Genomic DNA, 21,412 nt, shown 5'->3' with positions numbered 1-21,412 from the left:
GACATATGGCTGCTCACCGATTCGCGACAACGCTGACCACCGCCGTCTCCCTGATCGCCCCGTTCCTGGGCCTCGCGACGGCCTGCTCGGCGTCCGAGGGAGCGGCCGCCGCGGCTGCGCCCACCCTTGACGCGGCCTCGGGAGGCGTCAAGGCCCTGCCTGCCGGGGACACGGTGGGCGCTCCCGGAGTCGGCGACTCCGACTTCCCGCAGGACGGCAACGGCGGCTACGACGTCGACCACTACGGCCTGAAACTCTCCTACGACCCGGCGTCCAAGCGGCTCGAAGGCAGCGCTGCCATCCGGGCGAGAGCCGTACAGGATCTGACCGCCTTCGACCTCGACCTGCACGGGCTCACCGTGAGCCGGGTGACGGTCAACGGCGCGGTCGCCCAGTTCGGCCGGCGCGAGGACGAGTTGACCGTCACCGCCCCCGGGCGGATCAAGAGCGGCGCCCGGTTCGACGTGACGGTCGATTACGCGGGCGTGCCCGACCCCGTGCGCAACTACGCCGGATTGGGCACCTACGGGTTCATCGCGACCACGGACGGGTCGTTCGTCACCTGCGAGCCCAACGGGGCCAAGACCTGGTTCCCGTCGAACGACCACCCGTCGGACAAGGCGACCTACGACTTCAAGATCACAGTGCCCGAGGGGCTGACGGCGATCGCCAACGGCGAGATGGACGCCCAGCCGAAGACGAGCGACGGCAGGACGACGTTCGCCTGGCGCGAGAAGCACCCCATGGCGACCTACCTGGCCACGATGACCACCGGAAAATTCGAGGTCCGCACCGGCACCAGCGACCTGGGGATCCCCGTCTACGCGGCCGTCGATCCGGCGTTCCACGGCTCGCTCGACAACCTCTACACGGCCTCCGCGAAGATCACCGACTACTGGACGACCATGTTCGGGCCCTACCCGTTCTCCTCGACGGGCGGCGTGGTGGACAACTACTCCGCCGGATACGCCCTGGAGAACCAGACGAAACCCATCTACGGCGGCTTCACCCCCGACACCGGGATCATCGCCCACGAGCTGGCCCACCAGTGGTTCGGGGACTCCGTGAGCATCACGCGGTGGAAGGACCTGTGGCTGAACGAGGGCTTCGCGACCTACGCGGAGTGGCTCTGGTCGGAGCACCGGGGCGGCCAGACCGCCGACGCGCTGTTCCGGTCCTACTACGCGAACAACCTCGACCCGATCTGGAACGTCCCGCCCGGCCGGGCCCAGCGGACCGACCTGTTCAACGGCTCGGTCTACACGCGGGGGGCGATGACCCTCCACGCCGTGCGCAGGGAGATCGGCGACGCGACGTTCTTCGCGCTGCTGAAGAAGTGGACCGCCGCCCACCGGTACGGCAACGCCACCACCGAGGAGTTCGTCGCGCTGGCCGAGCACATGTCCGGCAAGAAGCTCGACGGCCTCTTCGACGCCTGGCTGTACCAGCCCCGGCGTCCCGCGCCGGTGACCTGACGCGGGGCTCGGGATCGGGGCTCGGGATCGGGGCTCGGGATCGGGGCTCAGGAGAAGATCAGCTTGTGGCCGTCGCGCCTGAGCGCGCTCAGCACCTCGTCGCAGTGCGCCGGACCCCTGGTCTCCAACTGGAGCAGGACCTCCGCCTCCTCGAGGTGCAGGCGGGCGCCGACCCGCTCGTGGACCACGTCGAGCACGTTGGTCCCGAGCTCGGCCAGCCTGCCGAGGAGCGACGCGAGGGCGCCCGGCCGGTCCGCCAGCCGGATCCGGAAGGCCAGGTAGCGCCCGGCGGCGGCGAGGCCGTGCCGGAGGACCCGGGCGAGCAGCAGCGGGTCGATGTTGCCGCCTGAGAGCACCGCCACCACGGGCGGCTCGAAGGCGTGCGGCTGGTCGAGCAGCGCGGCCACCCCGGCGACCCCCGCGGGCTCTACGACGAGCTTCGAGCGCTCCAGGCAGAGCAGCAGCGCCCGCGACAGCGACTCCTCCGAGACGGTGACCACCCTGTCCACCAGGTAGTGGATCAGCTCGAACGGCAGCTCGCCGGGCCTGCCCACCGCGATCCCGTCCGCCATCGTCGAGGAGGGCTCCACCATGATCGGATGCCCGGCCGCGAGCGACTCCGGGTAGGCGGCGGCGCGCTCGGCCTGAACTCCGACAACCCTGATCCCCGGCCGCAGTGACTTCACGGCGAGCGCGACCCCGGCGGCCAGCCCGCCGCCGCCGATCGGCAGCACGATCGTGGCCGCGTCGGGAAGCTGCTCCAGGATTTCCAGCCCGATCGTGGCCTGGCCGGCGACGACGTCAGGGTGGTCGAACGGGTGGATGAAGACCGCGCCGGTCCTGTCGGCATGCTCCCGGGCCGCCTGGAGCGCCACGTCAACCGTGTGCCCGGCGAAGATGACATCCGCGCCGTACGCCCGGGTCGCCTCGACCTTCGGCAGCGGCGCGCCCTCCGGCATGTAGACGGTGGACTTGGCGCCGAGCAGCCCAGAGCTGAGCGCCACGCCCTGCGCGTGGTTGCCGGCGCTGGCGGCGACCACGCCTCGCGCCCGTTCCTCGTCGGTCAGCCGGGCGATGCGCACGTACGCCCCGCGGACCTTGAACGACCCGGACCGCTGAAGGTTCTCGCACTTGAGGTGGACCGCACCCCCGACCGTCTCCGACAGCACGCGGGAGTGCACAACCGGAGTCTGGGCTGCTACGCCCTTGAGGAGCTCGCGTGCGGCGACGACATCGTCGTACGTCACCTGTGGAACAGCCATGAGGCCATCTTCCCAGGATCACCAACACCATGAACGCAAGGGACCCAGCGATCGCTCCCCGAGCCCACCCCATCCGCGAGGGGGCGCGGTAGTGGCTCTTCCGCGGCCAACCCGTGTGCGAGGGGCGCGGCCGCGTCTGGACTGAGGAGTCGAGTGGGGAGCGAGGAACGAGCGACCCCGAGCGACGAGGGAAGACGCGGCCTCAAAGGCGCCCCGAACCCGCCGTGCCGAAGGCGCGGCAAATTAGACACAGAGGGGCGCGGCGGTGTCTGGACTGAGGAGCGAGTGGGGAGTGAGGCACGAGCGACCCGAGCGATGAGGGCCGTGCTCATCGCGCGCCTCCGGCACGACCACGCGGCCTCAAAGGCGCCCCGAACCCGCCGTGCCGAAGGCGCGGCAATTAGACGCAGAGGGACGCGGCGGTGTCTGGACTGAGGAGTCGAGTGGGGAGCGAGGAACGAGCGACCCCGAGCGACGAGGGAAGACGCGGCCTCAAAGGCGCCCCGAACCCGCCTCGCCGAAGGCGCGGCAATCAAGCAGGCGACCAGTACCTGTCTGCGGCGAGGACGAGGGCGGCGGCGCCGATGAGTCCGGCGTCCTGGCCGAGTGAGGCGGGGACCACCCGGACCCGCCCGGCGAAATCCATGCGCGTGTGCTCGCGTAGCGTCTTTTCGAGGGGGTCGAAGAGCAGCGGCCCGGCCTGGGAGAGCCCGCCGCCGACGGTCACCACGTCGAGGTCGCACAGGTTGGTGGCGGAGGCGATGGCGAGGCCGAGCGCGCGCCCGGCGCGGGTCATGGCGGCCAGCGCGATCGGGTCTCCGGCGGCGGCGTCGCCGGCGAGCCTGCGTGCGGTGGCGGTGGCGGCCTCCTGGTAGAGGCCCTCGCCTTCGTCGGCGCGGGCCCCCGGAGTCCAGCCCTGCTCGAGGGCCCATTCGGCGAGGCCTGGGCCGCGGGCGATCGCCTCCAGGCAGCCACGGCTGCCGCAGCGGCACGGTGTCCCTTCGGGCTCGACGACCACGTGCCCGATGTGGCCGGCGTTGCCGGTTCCGCCGTCGATGAGGCGGCCGCCGAGGATGAGCCCGCCTCCGACGCCGGTGGAGACGACCATGCCGAGCATGTTGTCGCTTCCCTGGCCGGCTCCGCGCCAGTGCTCGGCGATGGCGAGGCAGATGGCGTCGTTGTGGATGCGGACCGGCAGGCCGGGAAACCGGGCGGCGATCCGCTCGCGGAGCGGGAAGCCCCGCCAGCCGGTGATGTTGAGCGGTGACACCTCGCCGGACGGCCAGGTCATGGGGCCGCCGCAGCCGATCCCCACGCCGGTCACGTCCTCGGGGGCGCCGAGGCCGTCGAGCAGGGCGTCGAGCGCCTCCCACAGGCTCTCGGCGTCACCGTCAGGAGGGGTGGTGGCCCGGGCCGAGGACACCAGCTCCCCGTCCGGCCCGACGAGGCCCGCCGCGAATTTCGTCCCGCCGATGTCGACGGCCAGCACCAGGTCTGCCACTTTCACGCTCCCGCGGCCGGAGCCGCCTGCGAGGAGAACACCAGTATGGATGCGGTGAAGCCGTGGACGTGGTTGTGGCCCCCGACAGGGCCGACCTCGCCCGCGGCGAAGAACCCGGCGACGCCTATGGGGCCGAGTGTGTCCCGTACGGCGAGCGCGTCGTGGTCGGCGGAGCCGAACATCGCCGAGCCGCGGCCGTTGCAGGAGAACAGCAGGGCGCCGTCGACCCGGCCGGCCCGCTCCACGTGGGCGTCGAGCAGTTCGTAGAGGTCTTCGTCGGCGGTTTCGGCGTCCCTGACCTGGAAGCGGACGGTCCTGCCGACCTCCAGCACGTCACCGATTGCGACGGCCTCCCGTTCCGGGTCGATGCCGAGCACCCCGCGGATGAGGAAGTCGCCGCGCTCGTGGCGCTCGGCGTACTCGTCCATGGCGACGCCGATCTGTAACCCGGAGGCGACCAGCTCGCGGTCGTCCTCGTCGAGGGCGCTGACGATGTCCTCCAGGCGGGCGAGGGCCGGCTGGCCGGCGAGCTCGAGAAGCAGGTTGTCCTCCGCGCGGGTGACCACCATGGACGGCCCGATCGGACGGCATCCCTGGCTCACCACGGTCCCGATGCTAACCGGGCCGCCGAGGACCACTCCGATCGCCCCTTCCTCGTGGATCTCCCCGTCGGCGAACAGCCGTACCGACCCGCGGCCCTGCAGGCCGTTGGCCAGGCCGCCGATGATCGGGAGGCTGCCCAGCGCCTCGCTCGAGTGCTCGATGAACGCGTCGGTGGGGAAGCTGTAGGGGTCGGCGAGCAGGATGGCCACCTGATCGTCGGCGCCGCGCTCGGGGAGGCCGACGACCACGAACCTGTCGTCCGCGCGCAGAGTCTCCAGGGCGAATGTGGTGATCTTCGTGTCGCCGAGGGACGCGGCCCAGGCGCTGACCGCGGGCTGCAGCTCCACTCCCTGCCCGGCCCCGATCACGCCTGTCGCGCTGCACCCGATCACGTGGGCGCCCGGCACCATGGCCATGGCCCGCTGTCCCGCGCGGCCGACGTCGTCGGGATCGTCGCCGCAGATGAAGAAGCACACCAGGTCAGGCGGGCCGGACAGGCCGGCCAGCGCCTGGCGGATCGCGGCCTCGGCGGTGTCCACCAGGTTGGTCCCCACGGCGAGACCGTCGGCGAAGCGGCTCGTCATTACCGCCATCGTCTCGCCCCCTCAGTTGGGAGTAGTCCTTCTTGCCGATTCTCCCCACTACGCGGACAACAACGCACACGATGCGTCACACGATGGTGAAGATCCGAAATCCGGATCCGGCCAACCGGGATGCCGGATCCCACTATGGGGACGTAGTCTCGACAGCGTGCACAAATCGCCCGCGCCTGCGTCCAGCACTCTGCGTGAACTGCGCGAGAGTGGACACGTCCACCGGACGGTCAAAGCCGAGATCCGGGAGAACCTGCTGGCGCGGCTGCGCGCCGGCGAGCCCCGGTTTCCCGGCATCGTCGGCTTCGACGACTCGGTCCTGCCGCACCTCGAACGGGCCCTGATCGCGGGCCACGACCTGGTGCTGCTCGGCGAGCGCGGCCAGGGCAAGACCCGGCTCATCCGCACGGTCACCGAGCTGCTCGACGAGTGGTCGCCGGTCGTCGCCGGCTGTGAGATCAACGACCACCCCTACGACCCGGTGTGCGTGCGGTGCCTGCGGCTGGCCGCCGACCTCGGCGACGGCCTTCCGGTCGCCTGGAAGCACCGTGACGACCGCTACGGCGAGAAGCTGGCCACTCCGGACACCTCGGTCGGCGACCTGATCGGCGACGTCGACCCCATCAAGATCGCCGAGGGGCGCACGCTGGGAGACCCGGAGACCGTCCACTACGGCCTGGTGCCCCGCACGAACCGGGGCGTGTTCTCGGTCAACGAGCTGCCTGACCTGGCCGAGCGGATCCAGGTGTCGCTGCTCAACGTGCTGGAGGAGCGGGACATCCAGGTCCGGGGCTACAACCTGCGGCTCCCTCTGGACATCCTGCTGATCGCCAGCGCGAACCCCGAGGACTACACCAACCGCGGCCGCATCATCACGCCGCTGAAGGACCGGTTCGGAGCGGAGATCCGCACCCACTACCCGCTGTCGATCGAGGACGAGCTGGTCCTGATCCGGCAGGAGGCCGCGCTGTCCGAGCTGGGGGCCGATCTCCCCGACCACCTGCTGGAGGTCATCGCCCGGTTCACCCGGCTCGTCCGCGAGTCGACCGCCGTGGACTCCCGTTCCGGCGTCTCCGCGCGCTTCTCCATCGCCGCCGCCGAGACCGCCGCCGCGTCAGCCGTACGGCGGGCCGCGCTGTCCGGCGAGGAACGGCCGGTGACACGGGTGTGCGACCTGCCCGGCGTGGTTCACACGCTGCGCGGCAAGGTCGAGTTCGAGGTCAGCGAGGAGGGCCGGGAGATCGAGGTGCTGGCCCATCTGCTGCGCCGGGCGACGTCCGAGACGTTCCGCGGGTCCCTGGGCGGGATGGACCTGACGCCGCTGCTCGACAAGTTCTCCGAAGGCGTCCAGGTCGAGTCGGGCGAGCTCGTCCCGGCCACCGAGCTGCTGCGCCGCGTCGGCAAGGTCGACGGCCTGTCGAAGATGATGTCGCGGCTCGGCATGGGCGAGGGCGACGAGTCCCCCGGCCACGCCGCCGCCGCGCTGGAGTTCGCCCTGGAGGGGCTTTACCTGATGCGCCGCCTGTCGAAGGACGAGCTGGCGGGCGGAGCGGTCTACCGGACATGAGGGCGTAAATAGATGGCTTACCGGTACGGCGCATATGACGACGGGCCCGATCCGCTGGCTCCGCCGTACGACGTGCGCTCGGCGCTCGACGACATGGGCGACGCGATCCTGTCGGGCTCGACTCCGCTCGACGCCCTGCGGGACCTGCTGAAGCGCGGCCTGCCGGGCGCCCCGGACCGGCGCGGCCTGGACGACCTGCTCCGCCAGGTACGGCAGCGCCGCCGTGAGCTGCGGGAGAACACGCGGCTCGACGGGACGCTGGAGCGGGCCCGCGCCCTGCTCGACAAGGCGATCGGCCAGGAGCGCTCGGAACTGTTCCCGGATCCCTCCGACGACGCCCGGTTCCGGGAGGCGGCGCTCGACGCGCTGCCCTCGGACACGGCCAGGGCCATCCAGGAGCTGAGCTCCTACGACTGGCGCTCGGCCGCCGCCCGGCAGACGTTCGAGGAGCTGCGCGATCTGCTGCGCAGGGAGGTGCTGGACAGCCAGTTCCGCGGCATGCGCGACGCGCTGGCCAACCCCGACCCGGCCGCGATGGAGCGGGTCCGCCAGATGATGTCCGACCTCAACGACATGCTGGACCGTGACTCGCGAGGCGAGCACACGCAGCAGGATTTCGACCGGTTCATGGAGAAATATGGGGAGATGTTCCCCGAGAATCCCCGGAACCTGGAGGAGCTGGTCGACACACTGGCCCGGCGAGCGGCGGCGGCTCAGCGGCTGCTGGCCTCGCTGACGCCGGAGCAGCGCGAGGAGCTGGCCGCGCTGATCGACCAGACGTTGGAGCAGGCCGGGCTCGCCGAGCAGATGCGCCGCCTCGGGGACGCCCTTTACTCCCGTCGCCCCGACCTCGCCTGGGGAACTCCCGAACGGGTCTCCGGTGAGGACCCGATGGGCATGGGCGACGCCGTGACGGCGCTTCAGGACCTGGCCGACCTGGGCGATCTGGAGACCTCTCTCCGGCAGGACTATCCGGGCGCCCGGCTCGACGACGTCGATGAGGACGCCATCCGGCGGGCACTGGGCCGCTCCGCCGTGGACGACCTGGAGGCCCTGCGGCAGGTCGAGCGGGAGCTGGAGGCCCAGGGCTACCTCCGGCGCCATCGCGGCAAGCTGGAGCTCACCCCCAAGGCGGTCCGCCGCCTGGGCGAGACCGCCCTCCGGCGGGTCTTCTCGTCGCTCGAAGCGGGCCGCCGCGGAGACCACGACCAGCGGGACGCGGGGACGGCCGGCGAGCTCACGGGGGCGAGCCGGCCCTGGCGGTTCGGCGACGAGCAGCCCCTCGACGTCGTGCGGACCGTGGTCAACGGCGTGCGACGCGGCGGGAGCCGTACTGGAACTCTGACCGGCACGCCCGCGCGGGTCGAGCTGTCCGTGGACGACTTCGAGGTGGCGGAGACCGAACGGCGGACCGCCGCGGCCGTGTGCCTTCTGGTCGACCTGTCGTACTCGATGGCCCTGCGCGGCACGTGGGCGGTGGCCAAGCAGACCGCGCTGGCGCTCCAGGCGCTGGTGGCCACGAAGTTCCCCCAGGACGCGGTGCAGATCATCGGGTTCTCGAACTACGCCCGGGTACTCCAGGCCGAGGAGCTGGCCGGCCTGGAATGGGACATGGTCCAGGGCACCAACCTGCATCACGCGCTGCTCATCGCGGGCCGTCACCTCGACCGGCACCCGGATTTCGAGCCCGTGGTCCTCGTGGTCACCGACGGCGAGCCCACCGCTCACCTCATGCGCAACGGCGTGCCGCGCTTCGATTGGCCGCCGTCGGCGGAGACTCTGGAGCTGACGCTCGCCGAAGTGGACAAGATGACCCGGCGGCGGGCGACCCTCAACGTGTTCATGCTGGCGGCCGACGAGCGGCTGCGGGACTTCGTCGACGAGGTGGCCCGGCGCAACGGGGGACGGGTGTTCGCCCCCAGCGCCGAACGCCTCGGCGAGTACGTCGTCAGCGACTTCCTGCGAGCCAGACGGCGCAAGTGAGGCCGATCCGATCAATCAGGCGATAACCTCAGGCCCATGTCGTTTCCCGACAAGCTGCTGCTGTGGCTGCACATAGGCTTCGCGATCTTCGCCATCGGCCCGTTGACGGCGGTGACAAGCGTCACGCCCCGCTACATCCGGGCGCGTGACGTCAACGTCCTCCGCTACCTGAGCCGGTCGACCCGGCTCTTCGGCCTGCTCACGCTCGGCGTGTTCCTCTTCGGGCTGCTCCTGGGCCGGAGCGCGCTCGCCAAGCCGTACCTGTCGGCCTCGATGACGCTGTTCATCGTGGCGGCGGTGCTGCTGGTGATCATCGACCGTGATCAGCGGAGTGCCATCCTGGCGCTGACCACCGAAAGCCGGGAGGACGACGCGAGGATGCAGACCGGGCGGATCGCCGCTCTCTCCGGCGTCACCGCCCTGATCTGGCTCGTCATCCTCTTCCTGATGGTCTTCTTCAACCCCTAGCCCAAAGCGGAGGACAGGTCCGCGAGGAGGTCGTCGATCGTCTCGATGCCGACGGACAGGCGGACGAGGTCGGCGGGGACCTCCAGGGGAGACCCCGCGGCCGAGGCGTGGGTCATCCGGCCGGGGTGCTCGATCAGCGACTCGACGCCGCCGAGCGACTCCCCGAGGGTGAACAGCCTGGTCCGGTTACAGATCTCGACGGCCGCCTCCTCGCCGCCGGCCACCCGGAACGAGACCATCCCGCCGAAGCGCCTCATCTGCTTGGCGGCGACCTCGTGGCCGGGGTGCTCGGGCAGCCCCGGGTAGAGCACCTGGGACACCTTCTCGTGGGACAGCAGCAGGTCGACCACGCGCTCGGCGTTGTCGCAGTGCCGGTCCATCCGGACGCCCAGCGTCTTGAGGCCGCGCAGGGTCAGCCACGCGTCGAACGGCCCGGCGACCGCGCCCATCGCGTTCTGGTGGTAGGCGAGCCGGTCCCCCAGCTCCGCCGAACCGGTCACCAGGGCGCCGCCGACGACGTCCGAGTGCCCCCCGACGTACTTGGTCGTCGAGTGGACCACCACGTCGGCGCCCAGCCCCAGCGGCTGCTGCAGGTACGGCGAGGCGAACGTGTTGTCGACCAGCAGCAGCGCGCCCGCCTCGTGGGCGATCTGCGCGAGCCCGGCGATGTCGGCGATGCCGAGCAGCGGGTTCGTCGGGGTCTCCACCCAGATCGCCCGGGTGCCGGGCCGTACGGCGGCGCGGACGGCGTCAAGATCCCCGACCGGGACCGGGTCGAAGGCCAGGCCCCACCGCTCCAGGACCTTCGCGAACAGCCGGTAGGTGCCGCCGTACGCGTCGTCCGGGATGAGGACGTGGTCGCCCGGCTTGCACACGGTGCGCAGGAGCGTGTCCTCGGCGGCCAGGCCGGACGCGAACGCCAGCCCGCGCGCGCCGCCCTCGACGGCGGCCAGGGCCTCCTCCAGCGCCGTCCTGGTCGGGTTGGCCGAGCGGCTGTACTCGTATCCGGCCCGCAGGCCGCCCACGCCGTCCTGCTTGTAGGTGGACACGGCGTAGATGGGCGGCACCACCGCGCCCGTATAGGGGTCCGCCTCCTGACCAGCGTGGATGGCGAGCGTCTCGAAGCCTTCGTTCATGAGGACGAGCGTAGCCGCTGGGCCGCCGTGCTCCCGGCGACCCGCCCCGGCCGTGCCGTACCCGTCACTGCCGGCTGTGCCGTACCGCCGCGACCGGCTGTGCCGGGCCGACCGCGACGGGCGAGGAGGCCCCGGTGAGGAGCAGGCGAGGAGCGCCGGTCCCGTCGGCGGGGACCGCCCAGACGGACCCCCGCTTGCCGTACATGACCGTGTCGCCGTCGAGCCAGGCCGCCTGGTCGTCGACGCTCTCCGGCTCCGCGAGCGGCGTCTCCCTCATCGTGGCCAGGTCGAGCGCGTACAGCCGCCAGGGGCCCGGCCGGACCCGCTTCTTGAAGACCAGGCGGGTGCCGTCGGGCGACAGCGACGGGCACTCGGCGTTCTCCCGCAGGGCCCGCGCCTCCCATTTCCCGTAGTCGCCCTCGATCAGGTAGGTCTTTCCCCTGGTCGAGACGGTCCCGTAGAAGCGGTTGTCGTCGGCGGCGAAGTTGACGCCCCAGTAGTTCACGTCCGGCGAGCGGTAGCGCCTGCCGTCGATGTAGAGCTGGATGTTCTCCATGTTCGGTACGGCGTAGCCGGTCCTGGTGTCGAGGATTCCGGTCCAGGTGGAGAACCCGCCCTGGTTGTAGGAGTCCCCTGCGACGAAGACCGTCCACGACACCATGCGCCCGCTGGCCGACACGCGGGCGCGGTTCGGGACCCCGGCGGTCTGGATCCGCCGGACCTCCCTCATCGAGCGGTCGAGGACTTTCGCGTACGTCGCGGGCACCGGGCCCGTCGTGACCACGAGGCAGAGGCCGGTGCCCGCCGCCGCGTAGAACCGCTGGCAGGTCGTGCCGCTCACCGTCCGCGTCCCCGGCGAGCCGCCGCCCAGGGGCGCGGACGCCACCCGGCCGCCCGACACGAACAGCAGCCGGCCGGCCGTAGCGAGATCCAGGGCCCGCGCCACGGGCTGTGGGTGACGCCTGGCCGCGATGGCCGTGTACGCGGCCGCCACCGTGGCGAGCACGATGACGGCCGCGACCAGGATCAGGACCCGGCGCACAGGTCGCCGGGTCGCGGAGATCTGCATCAGTGGCAGGTGTAGGTCGGGCTGGAGTCCTTGACCTTGCCGTCGGTGCCGATGAGCTGCCAGGAGTAGGTGGTGTCGGTGAACGTCAGCTTCGCCACGCCGTACGCGCCGCTCAGCCGGAACTGGCTGTTGGGCTGGACGTTGACGATCTGGTACGGGTCGGCGCCGCCCATGCCGCCCAGCAGCTCGACCAGGCCGTTGGGGTCGGCCGCGCCGGAGGGGTTCTGCGGGCCGAACCGCTCGTAGTGGTGGTCATGGCCGTTGAGGATCAGGTCGGCCTTGTTGGCGTACAGGATCTGCCAGACCGGCTTGCTGACCGGGTCGTTGCCGTGCTCGCCGGAGCTGAACAGCGGGTGGTGCCAGTAGGCGGCGACGCAGCCCTTGGTGTTGGCCGCGAGGTCGGCCTTCAGCCAGTCGATCTGCGCGGTCTGGTCGAAGATATTCGAGTCGAGCGCGATGAAGTGCCAGTTGCCCTGGTTGAAGCTGTAGTAGCTCTTGCCGGCCGGGAACGCGATCGCCCCGAAGTAGGACTTGTAGCCCGCCTCGAACCCGGCGGGGTCATAGCTCTCGTGGTTGCCCGCCGCCGGGTGCGTCTTGCTCTTGAACTTGCCCCACGAGGTGTCGTAGTAATTGCGGAAATCGGCGATCGTGCCGTCGTCGTACTGGTTGTCGCCCATCGTGAGGACGAAGTCCGGGTTGATCGCCTGGACCTGCGCCGCCGTCTTGGGGTGGGCGCAGGAACTCGATGAGGCCGTGCACTGTGCCGCGATGTCACCTGCCGCGACGACCGTGAACGCGCCACCCGGCCCGCTGGGCGACGGTGAAGGAGACGGGGAAGGAGACGGCGAGGGAGAGGGAGACGGCGAGGGGGACGGCGAGGCCCCACCGGGGGTCACGGTGAGCTTGTCGACGTTCGGGCCGCCGGCGGCGCCGGTCGCCGTGGCGCGGATCTTGCTCGTCCCGGCGGGCAGCGCCGCCACGGCACTCGCCGTCGCCCAGGTGTCCCAGTTGGCGGTCGGCGGGAAGACCAGGCTCGCCACGACCGTCCCGTTGACCGCGATGTCCACCGGCCGGTTGGCCGTGGTGCCGTTGGCGTACCGGAAGGCGAGCGTCGCGTTGCCCGCCGTGGCCGCGTTCACCGTCCACTCGATGGACCCGCCCGCCACGTTGACGTAGTCGACGAACCCGGTGCCGGTGTATCCGGTGTGGTTGGTGAACACCGCCGCCTGCGACAGCGTCGCGTTCTCGGCCTGGTAGTCACCGCCCGCCGGAACCGTCGGCGTGGGACTGGGACTGGGGCTGGGGCTCGGACTGGGACTGGGGCTGGGGCTCGGGCTGGGGCTCGGGCTGGGGCTCGGGCTGGGGCTCGGGCTGGGGCTGGGGCTCGGGCTGGGGCTCGGACTCGGGCTGGGCGTGGCCCCGGCCTCGCCGTACACCTGCACCTCGTAGAGGGAGTAGCCGTAGGACGTGCCGCGGGCGGTGCCGAGGACTCGGACGTACCTCCCGGTGCCCGACAGGCCGGTCCGGTCGTCCGTGCCGCCGTCTCCCGTGGTGGTGGAGTAGACGGTCGTCCAGGCGGTGCCGTCGGTGGACGTCTGCACCTGGTACGCCTTGGCGTAGGCGGCCTCCCAGTACAGCTTGACGCGGGAGATCGAGAAGGCGGCGCCGAGGTCGACGCTCAGCCACTCGGGGTCGTGGCCCTCGGCGGACGCCCACCGGGTCGAGGTGGTGTTGCCGTCCACCGCGTAGGACGCGGCGTAGGACGAGGACTCGGCCGAGGAGGCCGTCGCCGGCTTGCCCTGCGACAGCAGGGTCTCGGCGGCGTCGGCGTGCTCGGCTGTGACAGTGAGACCGGTGAGACCGGTGAGCACACCGGCGAGAAGCACTCCGGCTGCGGCGGCTGCGCCGTACCGGTTTCGGCGGAAGAGTGGGGACACGGCTGTCTCCTGGGGGTGAGAGACCACGACGGACCGGGGCGCGTCCGACGACGCGCGAGGCGACGCCGGGCACTCCCTAGACGGCCGGGGCAGATCTCACTGAGCGCGTCACGTCCTCGTGGAGTCCTGGACGCCGCGCCAAGCCGTTACCCGGCATCGTGGCAAGCGCCTCCCACGATGTCAACTTTCGTTAGGAAGGTTTCCTAACGTTCACCCGAGCTTCAGCGGCCCGCAAGGAAGGTCAGCAGATCCTGCCGGGTGAGGAGGCCGACCGGCTTGCCGTCGTCGAGCACCACGGCGGCGTCGGCCTTCTCCAGCGCCTCCACCGCGCGGGCCACCGGCTCGCCCGAGCCGACCATGGGAAGCGGCGCGGACATGTGGTTACCGATCGGGTCGTCCGAGTGCAGCCTGCCCCGGTAGAGGCCCTCCAGCAGATCGCGCTCGACGATCGAGCCGACGACCTCGGCCGCCATGACGGGCGGCTCCTCCTTCATGACCGGAAGCTGCGACACGCTGTACTCCCGCATGGCGGCGATGGCCGTGCCGACCGACTCATGCGGGTGGACGTGCACGAACTCCGGCAGACCGGGCGCCTTTCGGCTCAGCACGTCGCCGATCAGCCCCTCGTCGCTCGACGTCGTCAGGAAGCCGTAGTCGGCCATCCACTCGTCGTTGAAGATCTTCGACAGGTAGCCCCTGCCGCTGTCCGGCAGCAGCACGACCACCACGTCGTCCGGCCCGGCGGCCCGGGCGACCCGGAGCGCGGCCACCACGGCCATGCCGCACGACCCGCCGACCAGCAGGGCCTCCTCGCGGGCGAGGCGGCGGGTCATGCCAAAGGACTCCTTGTCGGAGACCGCGATGATCTCGTCGCAGATCGTGGTGTCGTAGGTCGCCGGCCAGATGTCCTCGCCGACGCCCTCCACCAGGTAGGGACGGCCGCTGCCGCCCGAGTAGACCGAGCCCTCCGGGTCGGCCCCGATGACCTTCACCCGGCCGCCGGAGACCTCCTTGAGATACTTGCCGGTGCCGCTGATCGTGCCGCCCGTGCCGACCCCGGCGACGAAGTGGGTGACCCTGCCCTCGGTCTGCTCCCAGATCTCCGGGCCGGTCGAGTGGTAGTGGCTCGCCGGGTTCTCGGGGTTCGAGTACTGGTCGGGCTTCCACGCGTTGGGCGTGTCGCGGGCCAGCCGGTCGGAGACCGAGTAGTACGAGTCCGGGTGGTCCGGGGAGACGGCGGTCGGGCACACCACGACCTCCGCGCCGTACGCCCTGAGCACGGCGATCTTGTCCTGGGCCACCTTGTCCGGGCACACGAACAGGCAGCGGTAGCCCTTCTCCTGCGCGACGATCGCCAGCCCCACACCGGTGTTGCCCGAGGTGGGCTCGACGATCGTGCCGCCGGGCTTGAGAGCGCCGCTCCGCTCGGCGGCCTCGATCATCCGCACCGCGATCCGGTCCTTCACCGAACCGCCCGGATTGAAGTACTCCACCTTGGCCAGCACCTGGGCGGGCGCGCCCGCCACCACCTTGCGCAGCCGGACGAGCGGGGTGTTGCCCATCAGCTCGATCAGCGAGTCGTGTACGCGCACCGCGAAGACCACCTTGGTTAACTTAAGCTTTGTCAGCCTGCCAGCCGCCGATCCCGTGGGGGTGGCCGGGACCGGCTGTTTCTCATTTCAAACCGTACCGTCACAGGGAGAGAGCGGGTGATCTGGACGTCCGGCGCGGCGCGCGCCGCCCGCCGCATCGCCACCGCCGCCGCGCTGGGTGGAGGCGGCCTGACCGCGTTGGGAGCCGTCACGTACGGCCTGCTCATGGCCGAGGCCATGGTCGCCCGCAGGATCGTCGGGCAGCCGCACGGCCTGGACGGCCCGCCGGCCGACGGGCTCTACGGCGACTTCCCCGGCGAGCCGATCCGCATGGTGGTGCTCGGGGACTCCACCTCCGTCGGACTCGGCATGACCGACCCGGCCGACACCCCGGCCGTGATCATCGCGCGCGGCCTCGCCGCCGTCGCCGAGCGTCCGGTACGGCTGAGCGTCCTCGGCCAGTCCGGCGCGGCCTCCGCCGAGCTGGGGGTCCAGGTGGACAAGGCCATCGAGGCCCGGCCGGAGATCGCCGTCGTCTTCGTCGGCGCCAACGACGTCACGACCGCCACCCTCCCGGCCCGTGCCGTACGGCACCTGCAGAAGGCCGTGCGGAGGCTCCGGGAAGAGGGAGCGGAGGTCGTCGTCGGGACCTGCCCCGACCTGGGGACCGTCAGGCCCCTCCCCCAGCCGCTCCGCTGGGTCACCCGGCGGTGGTCGCGCCAGCTCGCGGCGGCGCAGACCGTCGCGGTCATCGACGCCGGCGGCAGGACGGTGGCCTTCGCCGACCTCCTCGGACCGGAGTTCGAGACCAACCCGGCCGAGATGTTCGGACCTGATCGTTTTCATCCATCTGCCCGAGGTTACCTACAAGCCGCGTACGCAGTGCTACCGTCTGTATGCGCTGCGTTGGAGTTGTGGCCCGAGCCGGAACCCGCGCGCGTCGAAGGATCGCAATACCTTCTGGCGGCAATGGCCGTGGAGGAACCCGGCACCGAGGTCACCGCGACCCGCGTCGCCGGCCGGGCGGTCGGCCCCCATGGACGGTGGGCGGCGCTGCTTCGCCGGAGGCCTGGGCCGATGCCGAGCGGCTAGAGCCGGTCACCCTTCGCGGCCTGTCCATCACCCCCTGTAGGAGTGACATGACACGGCCTCACGCGAAACCCGCTCTGGCGCTCGCCGCGGCGACCCTGGTCGCCGGCGGCGTCCTCACCGGCTGTTCCGGCAGTGACGCCGCCCACGACGACGACCAGCACGCCTGGCAGAACGCCCAGGTCAACGCGGTCAGCCGGGCCACCGCGGCCGCCGGCGTCGCGGCGGCCACCTCGATGACGTCAGGCGGCACCCTGGAGACCGTCGCCCTCGATCTGTCCACCGGCAAGAAGCTCTGGTCCTCCCCCGCGACGATGGTCGGGCGGCTCCCCGGCATGGGCGTGCAAGCCCCCGCGACCGTCGAGACCGGGGCCGGCCAGGCCGTCGTCGTGGCGGTCGACCCCGCCAAGGCGGGCGCCGGCTCGGCGGGCAACTCGGCGACCGGCTCGGCGGGCGACTCAGCGGGCAAATCGAAGGCGACGCTGGTCGCCCGCGACGCCCGCACCGGGCGGCAGCGGTGGACCCGCCCCGTCGAGTCGACCTTCGGGCCCCAGCGCTGCGGGCCGTACGTCTGCCTGTCCGAGAACACCGCGCTCTCGTCCGCCCGCGTCGTCGTCCTGGAGCCCCAGACCGGCAAGACCCTGTGGAACCTGCCCGGCATCGCCGAGGTGGAATGGTCCGATCCCACCCGCGTCGTCATGCTCCGGCTCGCCTCCCACCCCGTGCTGGAGGCCCACTCGCTGAAGAACGGCAAGGTCATCTGGCAGCTCCCGATCGAGCAGGCGCTCGGCCCCGGCGTCGACCTGTCCGGAGGATGGGCCTTCGGCTCGACCGGGGACAATCTGGTGGGCTATGTCGCCCCCTACACCAACCCCCAGACCAAGCAGACCTCGACATTCGGCCTGTTCTCCGTGCAGCTCAACGACGGCGTGGTGGACTGGATGCGCCCCTCGGTCGTCCGCGTCTACCCCAGCGGGAACCCGGCGTTCGCGCCCGTGGTCCGGCCGGTCGACGAGCAGGGACAGTACGGCGGGTTCGCCCGGCTCGACGGGGAGACCGGGCGCGTCCTCGGTCAGATCACGCCCACCCAGGTGCCCGGCTCGGGCTGGTGGCTGGCCTTCCCGAACGCCATGGACAAACTAGGCTTTCTCAAGCGCGGCGCCCCCGGCTCCGCCTTCGACCTGACGACAGGCGAGCCCACCCCGGTGAAGGGCGCCAGCGGCTGGTCGTTCTGCGTGACCGACCCCAAGCCCCTGTCACTCACGGGGATGACCCCCGGGTTCTACTCCATCGCCGCGCTCTGCGAGTTCGACCTCGCCACCGGGAGGCGGATCAGCTCCTCCACGCCCCCGCCCGCCTGGTTCACCGGCAGCCAGAACGGCTGGCGCCTCTGGCGCGACGAGAAGGGCGCCCTGCACGCCGTCAACGACGGCACCGCAACCACTCCCGGCATGTACGGCTGAGCAGTGTTCGATTGCCGCGCCTCCGGCGCGGCGGGCTCGGGGCGCCTTTGAGGCCCTCGCACACGGGTTGGCCTCAGAAGAGCAACCCGCGCCCCGAGCGTTTATGGTGCCCTCGCCTTGGGTGAGATGGGCTAGGGGCGCGGCTCCGGTACAAAGTTCTGTTTTGTGGGGGCCTGGGCGTGGCGGGAGCCGTACCGAGGGGTAACCTCCTGCGGAGGAGGGCCGCCCGAACTCTGCGCGTGGTGGCCGGCAACCAGGCAGGAGAGTGACATGCCCGAGGCAGTGATCGTGGCGACCGCGCGTTCGCCGATCGGCCGCGCCTTCAAGGGATCGCTGAAGGACATCCGTCCCGACGACCTGACCGTCCAGATGGTCCGCGCCGCGCTCGCCAAGGTGCCGCAGCTCGACCCGAACGACGTGGACGACCTCATGCTGGGCTGCGGCCTGCCGGGCGGCGAGCAGGGCTACAACATGGGCCGGGTCGTGTCCGTGCTGCTCGGCCTGGACAACGTGCCCGGCACCACGATCACCCGCTACTGCTCGTCGTCGCTGCAGACGACCCGGATGGCGTTCCACGCGATCAGGGCGGGCGAGGGTGACGTGTTCATCTCCGCCGGCGTGGAGACGGTGTCCCGGTTCGTCACGGGCAGCTCCGACTCCCTTCCCGGAACGACCAACCCGCTCTTCCTGGACGCCAAGGGCCGCACCGACAAGGCGGCGGAGGGCGGCGCGCCTGTCTGGCACGACCCCCGCGAGGACGGCGCGCTGCCGGACGTCTACATCGCCATGGGTCAGACGGCGGAGAACGTCGCCGCGTTGAAGGGCGTCTCGCGGCAGGAGCAGGACGAGTTCGGCGTGCGGTCGCAGAACCTGGCGGAGAAGGCCATCGCCAACGGCTTCTGGGAGAGCGACATCACGCCGGTGACCCTGCCCGACGGCACGGTGGTGAGTAAGGACGACGGCCCGCGGGCCGGCACGACCTACGAGGCGGTGTCCCAGCTCAAGCCGGTCTTCCGCCCCGACGGCACGGTGACCGCGGGCAACTGCTGCCCGCTGAACGACGGCGCCGCCGCCGTGATCGTGATGAGCGACACCAAGGCGGCCGAGCTGGGCATCACCCCGCTCGCGCGGATCGTCTCGACCGGCGTGACCGGCGTCTCCCCCGAGATCATGGGCCTCGGGCCGGTCGAGGCGTCGAAGCAGGCGCTCGCCCGAGCCGGGATGTCCATCGGCGACATCGACCTCGTCGAGATCAACGAGGCGTTCGCCGCCCAGGTCATCCCGTCCTACCAGGAGCTCGGCATCGACATCGACCGGCTCAACGTGAACGGCGGCGCGATCGCGGTGGGCCACCCGTTCGGCATGACCGGGGCGCGCATCACCTCGACGCTCCTCAACAGCCTGCGGTTCCACGACAAGTCGATCGGTCTGGAGACCATGTGCGTCGGGGGCGGCCAGGGCATGGCCATGGTCCTGGAGCGCCTGTCCTAGAGTCCCCACCCTCAATGGTGGTGATCATGCACAAGTTCCTGGACGCCCGCCTCGCTGGTGGTGATCATGCACAAGTTCCTGGACGGCCACCTCACCGGCCCAAACCTGGCCGTGATCATGCTCGTGCATGATCACGCACCAAGAAGAGGCAGGCTGGGTGAGGTGCAGGGGAAGGTGTGCATGATCACCACCAAGGTGGGGGTGGGGGCGGGACCGAGGAGGGTTTGGGTCAGCCCTGGTAGTCGGGGCCGGCGCGGGTGGGGGTGACACGGATGATGACCCGCTTGTCCCGGACCATTGCCGCGCGATAGTCGTCCCAGTCCGGGTGCTCGCCGCTGACGCCCCGGTAGTAGTCGACCAACTGGTCCATCGCCTCCGGCAGCGAAACGACCTCCGCCTGGCCCTCGATGTGGATCCAGGGGCCATAGAAGGCGTCGGTCATCACCGTCAGGTGCACCTGGGGGTTCTTGCGGCTGTTGCGGGTCTTGATCGCCGTTTCACGGCTGCTGATGACGACATATCCGTCTTTGTCGAGGCCAACGGTCACCGGGGACATCTGCGGCCGCCCGTCGGCGTGCCAGGTCAGCATGACCGCGCGGTGGTTGTCCTTGACGAACTCACGCGCCTTATCGAGATCCATAAGACAATGATGCGCCCGCACCGGTGCGGCGCGGGCGCGAGTGTGTCCTGTGTGTCCGTTGTGTCGCTGAAGCTGTCGTTAGAAGCTGTCGTCAGAAGCTGTGTCGTCAGAAGCGACGGCGCCGTTCGTGCTCGAGAACGATGGCGGCGGCGTAGCCGTGGCTCAGCCCGTGTTCGTCGGCGAGCCAGTTGGCCCTCTCTTCGCACCGCAGAAACGATGGGCCGTTGTCGATGGCTTGGAACCACTCTGGGAGGTCGCGGCCGGTGATGGACGGGACGCGTGCGATCAGCTTGTTCTGTGTCTCCGGTGAGTGGTTCAACGACATGGGCACCTCCACGGATAAGGCTGCTTTGTGTCACAGTGCATCACGCGCCCGTGATTGACAAGACCCTGGCAGACATCGATTCGTTACGTTAAGTTGATCAAAAGTTACGCGCGGAGCCGCGATGTCCTGCTATAGCGCAGAAAAAGAGCGCTCTTCGGCGAGGAAGAGCGCTCTTTCCGGCGACGGACGCTAGTCGTTGTTCGTGAAGTAGCTGATGAACCGGAGGATCTCCAGGTAAAGCCAGACCAGGCTCAGCGTCAGGCCGAACGCCATCAGCCAGGAGTAGCGCTCCGGAACGCCAGCCCGCGCACTCCGCTCGATCTCGGCGAAGTCGAGGAGCAGGAAGAAGCAGCCCAGCAGGATCATCGCCACGCTGAAGATCCAGCCGACGGGGCTGTCCGTCCGCAGGCCGAGGCCGCCCGTGACGAAGATGCTCGCGATCCAGTTGATGAGCACGAGCCCAAGGGCGCCGAAGCCGGCCGCGATCACGAACTTGGTGAACTTCGGCGTGGGCCGGAAGATCTTCAACGCGTAGACGGCCAGGGTGCCGCCGAAGGCGACCATCGTGCCGAGGACGGCCTGCACGACGATGCCGTTGAACCGGGCCTCGTACGCCTGGCTCAGCGCACCGATGGCGATGCCGTAGGCGACCGCGTAGCCGAGAATGAGGGCGGGGTTCGTGCTCTGGCGGAAGGAGACGATCAGCCCGAGCACGAGGCCGACGATCCCCGCCAGGACCGCGACGCCAAGGCCGACGTCGAAGTACCACGCCAGGGCCGCGGACACGACCAGCGTGCCGAGGGTCATGGAGCCGCGCACGACGACGTCGTCGATCGTCATCGTCCGCTCGGACGGCGGGGCGTACGACGGCGCGCCGTACATGTCGTTCAACTGCTGCACGCTCGGCGCCGGCGTGGACCATGCCTGCTGACCGGCCGTCCCACGCCGGCTGAATATGGGGTTCCTGCTCTCCATCGTGCCTCCAGGACGCGACTTGTCAGCCTCTTGCGCGGCTCATATCGGGATGGTGCCCGGGGCGTGACGGCCCCGGCAAGGGATTTCGCCACTCCACCACCCGCTCCAACGATCAGCCCGGGGTGCGAGTTCCCCGCCCTTCCAGGGGCGGCACGTCTTCTTCGAGGACACCCTCGGCGAAATGTATGGCTCCACGACGCAAGACTGGGACGATTCTTTTACTTGAGTCGTTCAATTCTAGTG

General features: G+C 70.5%; 17 protein-coding genes. 7 read left to right on the top strand and 10 right to left on the bottom strand.

What is annotated here, in order from left to right:
* Window positions 1–5 precede the first annotated feature (5 nt).
* Window positions 6–1,475, top strand: coding sequence for a M1 family metallopeptidase (locus ABH927_RS13735; RefSeq protein ID WP_370021444.1), 1,470 nt, complete (start codon window positions 6–8; stop codon window positions 1,473–1,475).
* 47 nt (window positions 1,476–1,522) lie between these two features.
* Here ABH927_RS13735 and ilvA read toward each other — a convergent pair whose 3' ends face one another.
* From ilvA to ABH927_RS13720, 3 genes are all read right to left on the bottom strand, one after another.
* Window positions 1,523–2,737, bottom strand: a complete 1,215-nt coding sequence (ilvA, locus tag ABH927_RS13730) for a threonine ammonia-lyase (protein WP_370021442.1) — start codon at window positions 2,735–2,737, stop codon at window positions 1,523–1,525.
* Window positions 2,738–3,269: 532 nt separating this feature from the next.
* Window positions 3,270–4,238 (bottom strand): ROK family protein, encoded by a 969-nt coding sequence (locus ABH927_RS13725; protein WP_370021440.1) that lies wholly within the window; start codon window positions 4,236–4,238, stop codon window positions 3,270–3,272.
* Between the two features lie 2 nt (window positions 4,239–4,240).
* Entirely contained in the window at window positions 4,241–5,425 is a 1,185-nt protein-coding gene (locus tag ABH927_RS13720; protein ID WP_370021438.1) for an FIST N-terminal domain-containing protein, read from the bottom strand.
* A 166-nt stretch (window positions 5,426–5,591) separates the two neighbouring features.
* Here ABH927_RS13720 and ABH927_RS13715 point away from each other — a divergent pair, with 166 nt between their 5' ends.
* Genes ABH927_RS13715 through ABH927_RS13705 form a run of 3 tightly spaced genes read left to right on the top strand, consistent with a single transcriptional unit; the run spans window position 5,592 to window position 9,452 of the window.
* The gene (locus ABH927_RS13715) at window positions 5,592–7,001 is read left to right on the top strand and encodes a sigma 54-interacting transcriptional regulator (protein ID WP_370021437.1); all 1,410 of its coding nucleotides are present in this window, start codon (window positions 5,592–5,594) and stop codon (window positions 6,999–7,001) included.
* Window positions 7,002–7,013: 12 nt separating this feature from the next.
* Window positions 7,014–8,984, top strand: coding sequence for a VWA domain-containing protein (locus tag ABH927_RS13710; RefSeq protein WP_370021435.1), 1,971 nt, complete (start codon window positions 7,014–7,016; stop codon window positions 8,982–8,984).
* Window positions 8,985–9,020: 36 nt separating this feature from the next.
* Window positions 9,021–9,452: a hypothetical protein gene (locus ABH927_RS13705; RefSeq protein WP_370021433.1), complete on the top strand. Its 432-nt coding sequence runs from the start codon at window positions 9,021–9,023 to the stop codon at window positions 9,450–9,452.
* Here ABH927_RS13705 and ABH927_RS13700 read toward each other — a convergent pair.
* The 4 genes from ABH927_RS13700 to ABH927_RS13685 all read right to left on the bottom strand — a co-directional run bounded on the left by ABH927_RS13700 (window position 9,449) and on the right by ABH927_RS13685 (window position 15,186).
* Window positions 9,449–10,588 (bottom strand): cystathionine gamma-synthase, encoded by a 1,140-nt coding sequence (locus ABH927_RS13700; RefSeq protein ID WP_370021431.1) that lies wholly within the window; start codon window positions 10,586–10,588, stop codon window positions 9,449–9,451. The genes ABH927_RS13705 and ABH927_RS13700 overlap by 4 nt on opposite strands.
* A gap of 64 nt (window positions 10,589–10,652) precedes the next feature.
* Window positions 10,653–11,657, bottom strand: a complete 1,005-nt coding sequence (locus ABH927_RS13695) for a TolB family protein (protein ID WP_370021429.1) — start codon at window positions 11,655–11,657, stop codon at window positions 10,653–10,655.
* Window positions 11,657–13,594, bottom strand: a complete 1,938-nt coding sequence (locus ABH927_RS13690) for a discoidin domain-containing protein (protein WP_370021427.1) — start codon at window positions 13,592–13,594, stop codon at window positions 11,657–11,659. The genes ABH927_RS13695 and ABH927_RS13690 overlap by 1 nt, the downstream gene beginning before the upstream one ends.
* Window positions 13,595–13,815: 221 nt before the next feature.
* A complete protein-coding gene (locus ABH927_RS13685; protein WP_370021425.1) occupies window positions 13,816–15,186 on the bottom strand; it encodes a cystathionine beta-synthase in 1,371 nt (456 codons plus the stop codon).
* 117 nt (window positions 15,187–15,303) lie between these two features.
* On the opposite strand from ABH927_RS13685, the gene ABH927_RS13680 reads away from it, so the two are divergent.
* The 3 genes from ABH927_RS13680 to ABH927_RS13670 all read left to right on the top strand — a co-directional run bounded on the left by ABH927_RS13680 (window position 15,304) and on the right by ABH927_RS13670 (window position 19,229).
* Window positions 15,304–16,278 carry an SGNH/GDSL hydrolase family protein gene (locus tag ABH927_RS13680; RefSeq protein ID WP_370021424.1) on the top strand — a complete coding sequence of 325 codons (975 nt, stop codon included), beginning with the start codon at window positions 15,304–15,306 and terminating at the stop codon, window positions 16,276–16,278.
* 47 nt (window positions 16,279–16,325) lie between these two features.
* A complete protein-coding gene (locus ABH927_RS13675; protein ID WP_370021422.1) occupies window positions 16,326–17,738 on the top strand; it encodes a PQQ-binding-like beta-propeller repeat protein in 1,413 nt (470 codons plus the stop codon).
* 270 nt (window positions 17,739–18,008) lie between these two features.
* Entirely contained in the window at window positions 18,009–19,229 is a 1,221-nt protein-coding gene (locus ABH927_RS13670) for an acetyl-CoA C-acetyltransferase (RefSeq protein ID WP_370021420.1), read from the top strand.
* A gap of 229 nt (window positions 19,230–19,458) precedes the next feature.
* Here the strand turns inward: ABH927_RS13670 and ABH927_RS13665 are convergent, their stop codons facing one another.
* The 3 genes from ABH927_RS13665 to ABH927_RS13655 form a co-directional block, all read right to left on the bottom strand.
* Window positions 19,459–19,869: a PPOX class F420-dependent oxidoreductase gene (locus ABH927_RS13665; protein WP_370021419.1), complete on the bottom strand. Its 411-nt coding sequence runs from the start codon at window positions 19,867–19,869 to the stop codon at window positions 19,459–19,461.
* A 106-nt stretch (window positions 19,870–19,975) separates the two neighbouring features.
* The gene (locus ABH927_RS13660) at window positions 19,976–20,194 is read right to left on the bottom strand and encodes a DUF4287 domain-containing protein (protein WP_261584456.1); all 219 of its coding nucleotides are present in this window, start codon (window positions 20,192–20,194) and stop codon (window positions 19,976–19,978) included.
* A gap of 189 nt (window positions 20,195–20,383) precedes the next feature.
* Complete coding sequence (locus ABH927_RS13655; RefSeq protein ID WP_370021418.1) at window positions 20,384–21,169, bottom strand: Bax inhibitor-1/YccA family protein; 786 nt, start codon at window positions 21,167–21,169, stop codon at window positions 20,384–20,386.
* Window positions 21,170–21,412: the final 243 nt, after the last annotated feature.

The organism is Planotetraspora sp. GP83, from assembly GCF_041262585.1.
Classification (GTDB): Bacteria; Actinomycetota; Actinomycetes; order Streptosporangiales; family Streptosporangiaceae; genus JAOEGB01.
Note: the sequence above shows the minus strand (reverse complement) of the source record. Positions and strands in the feature narration are given on the sequence as shown.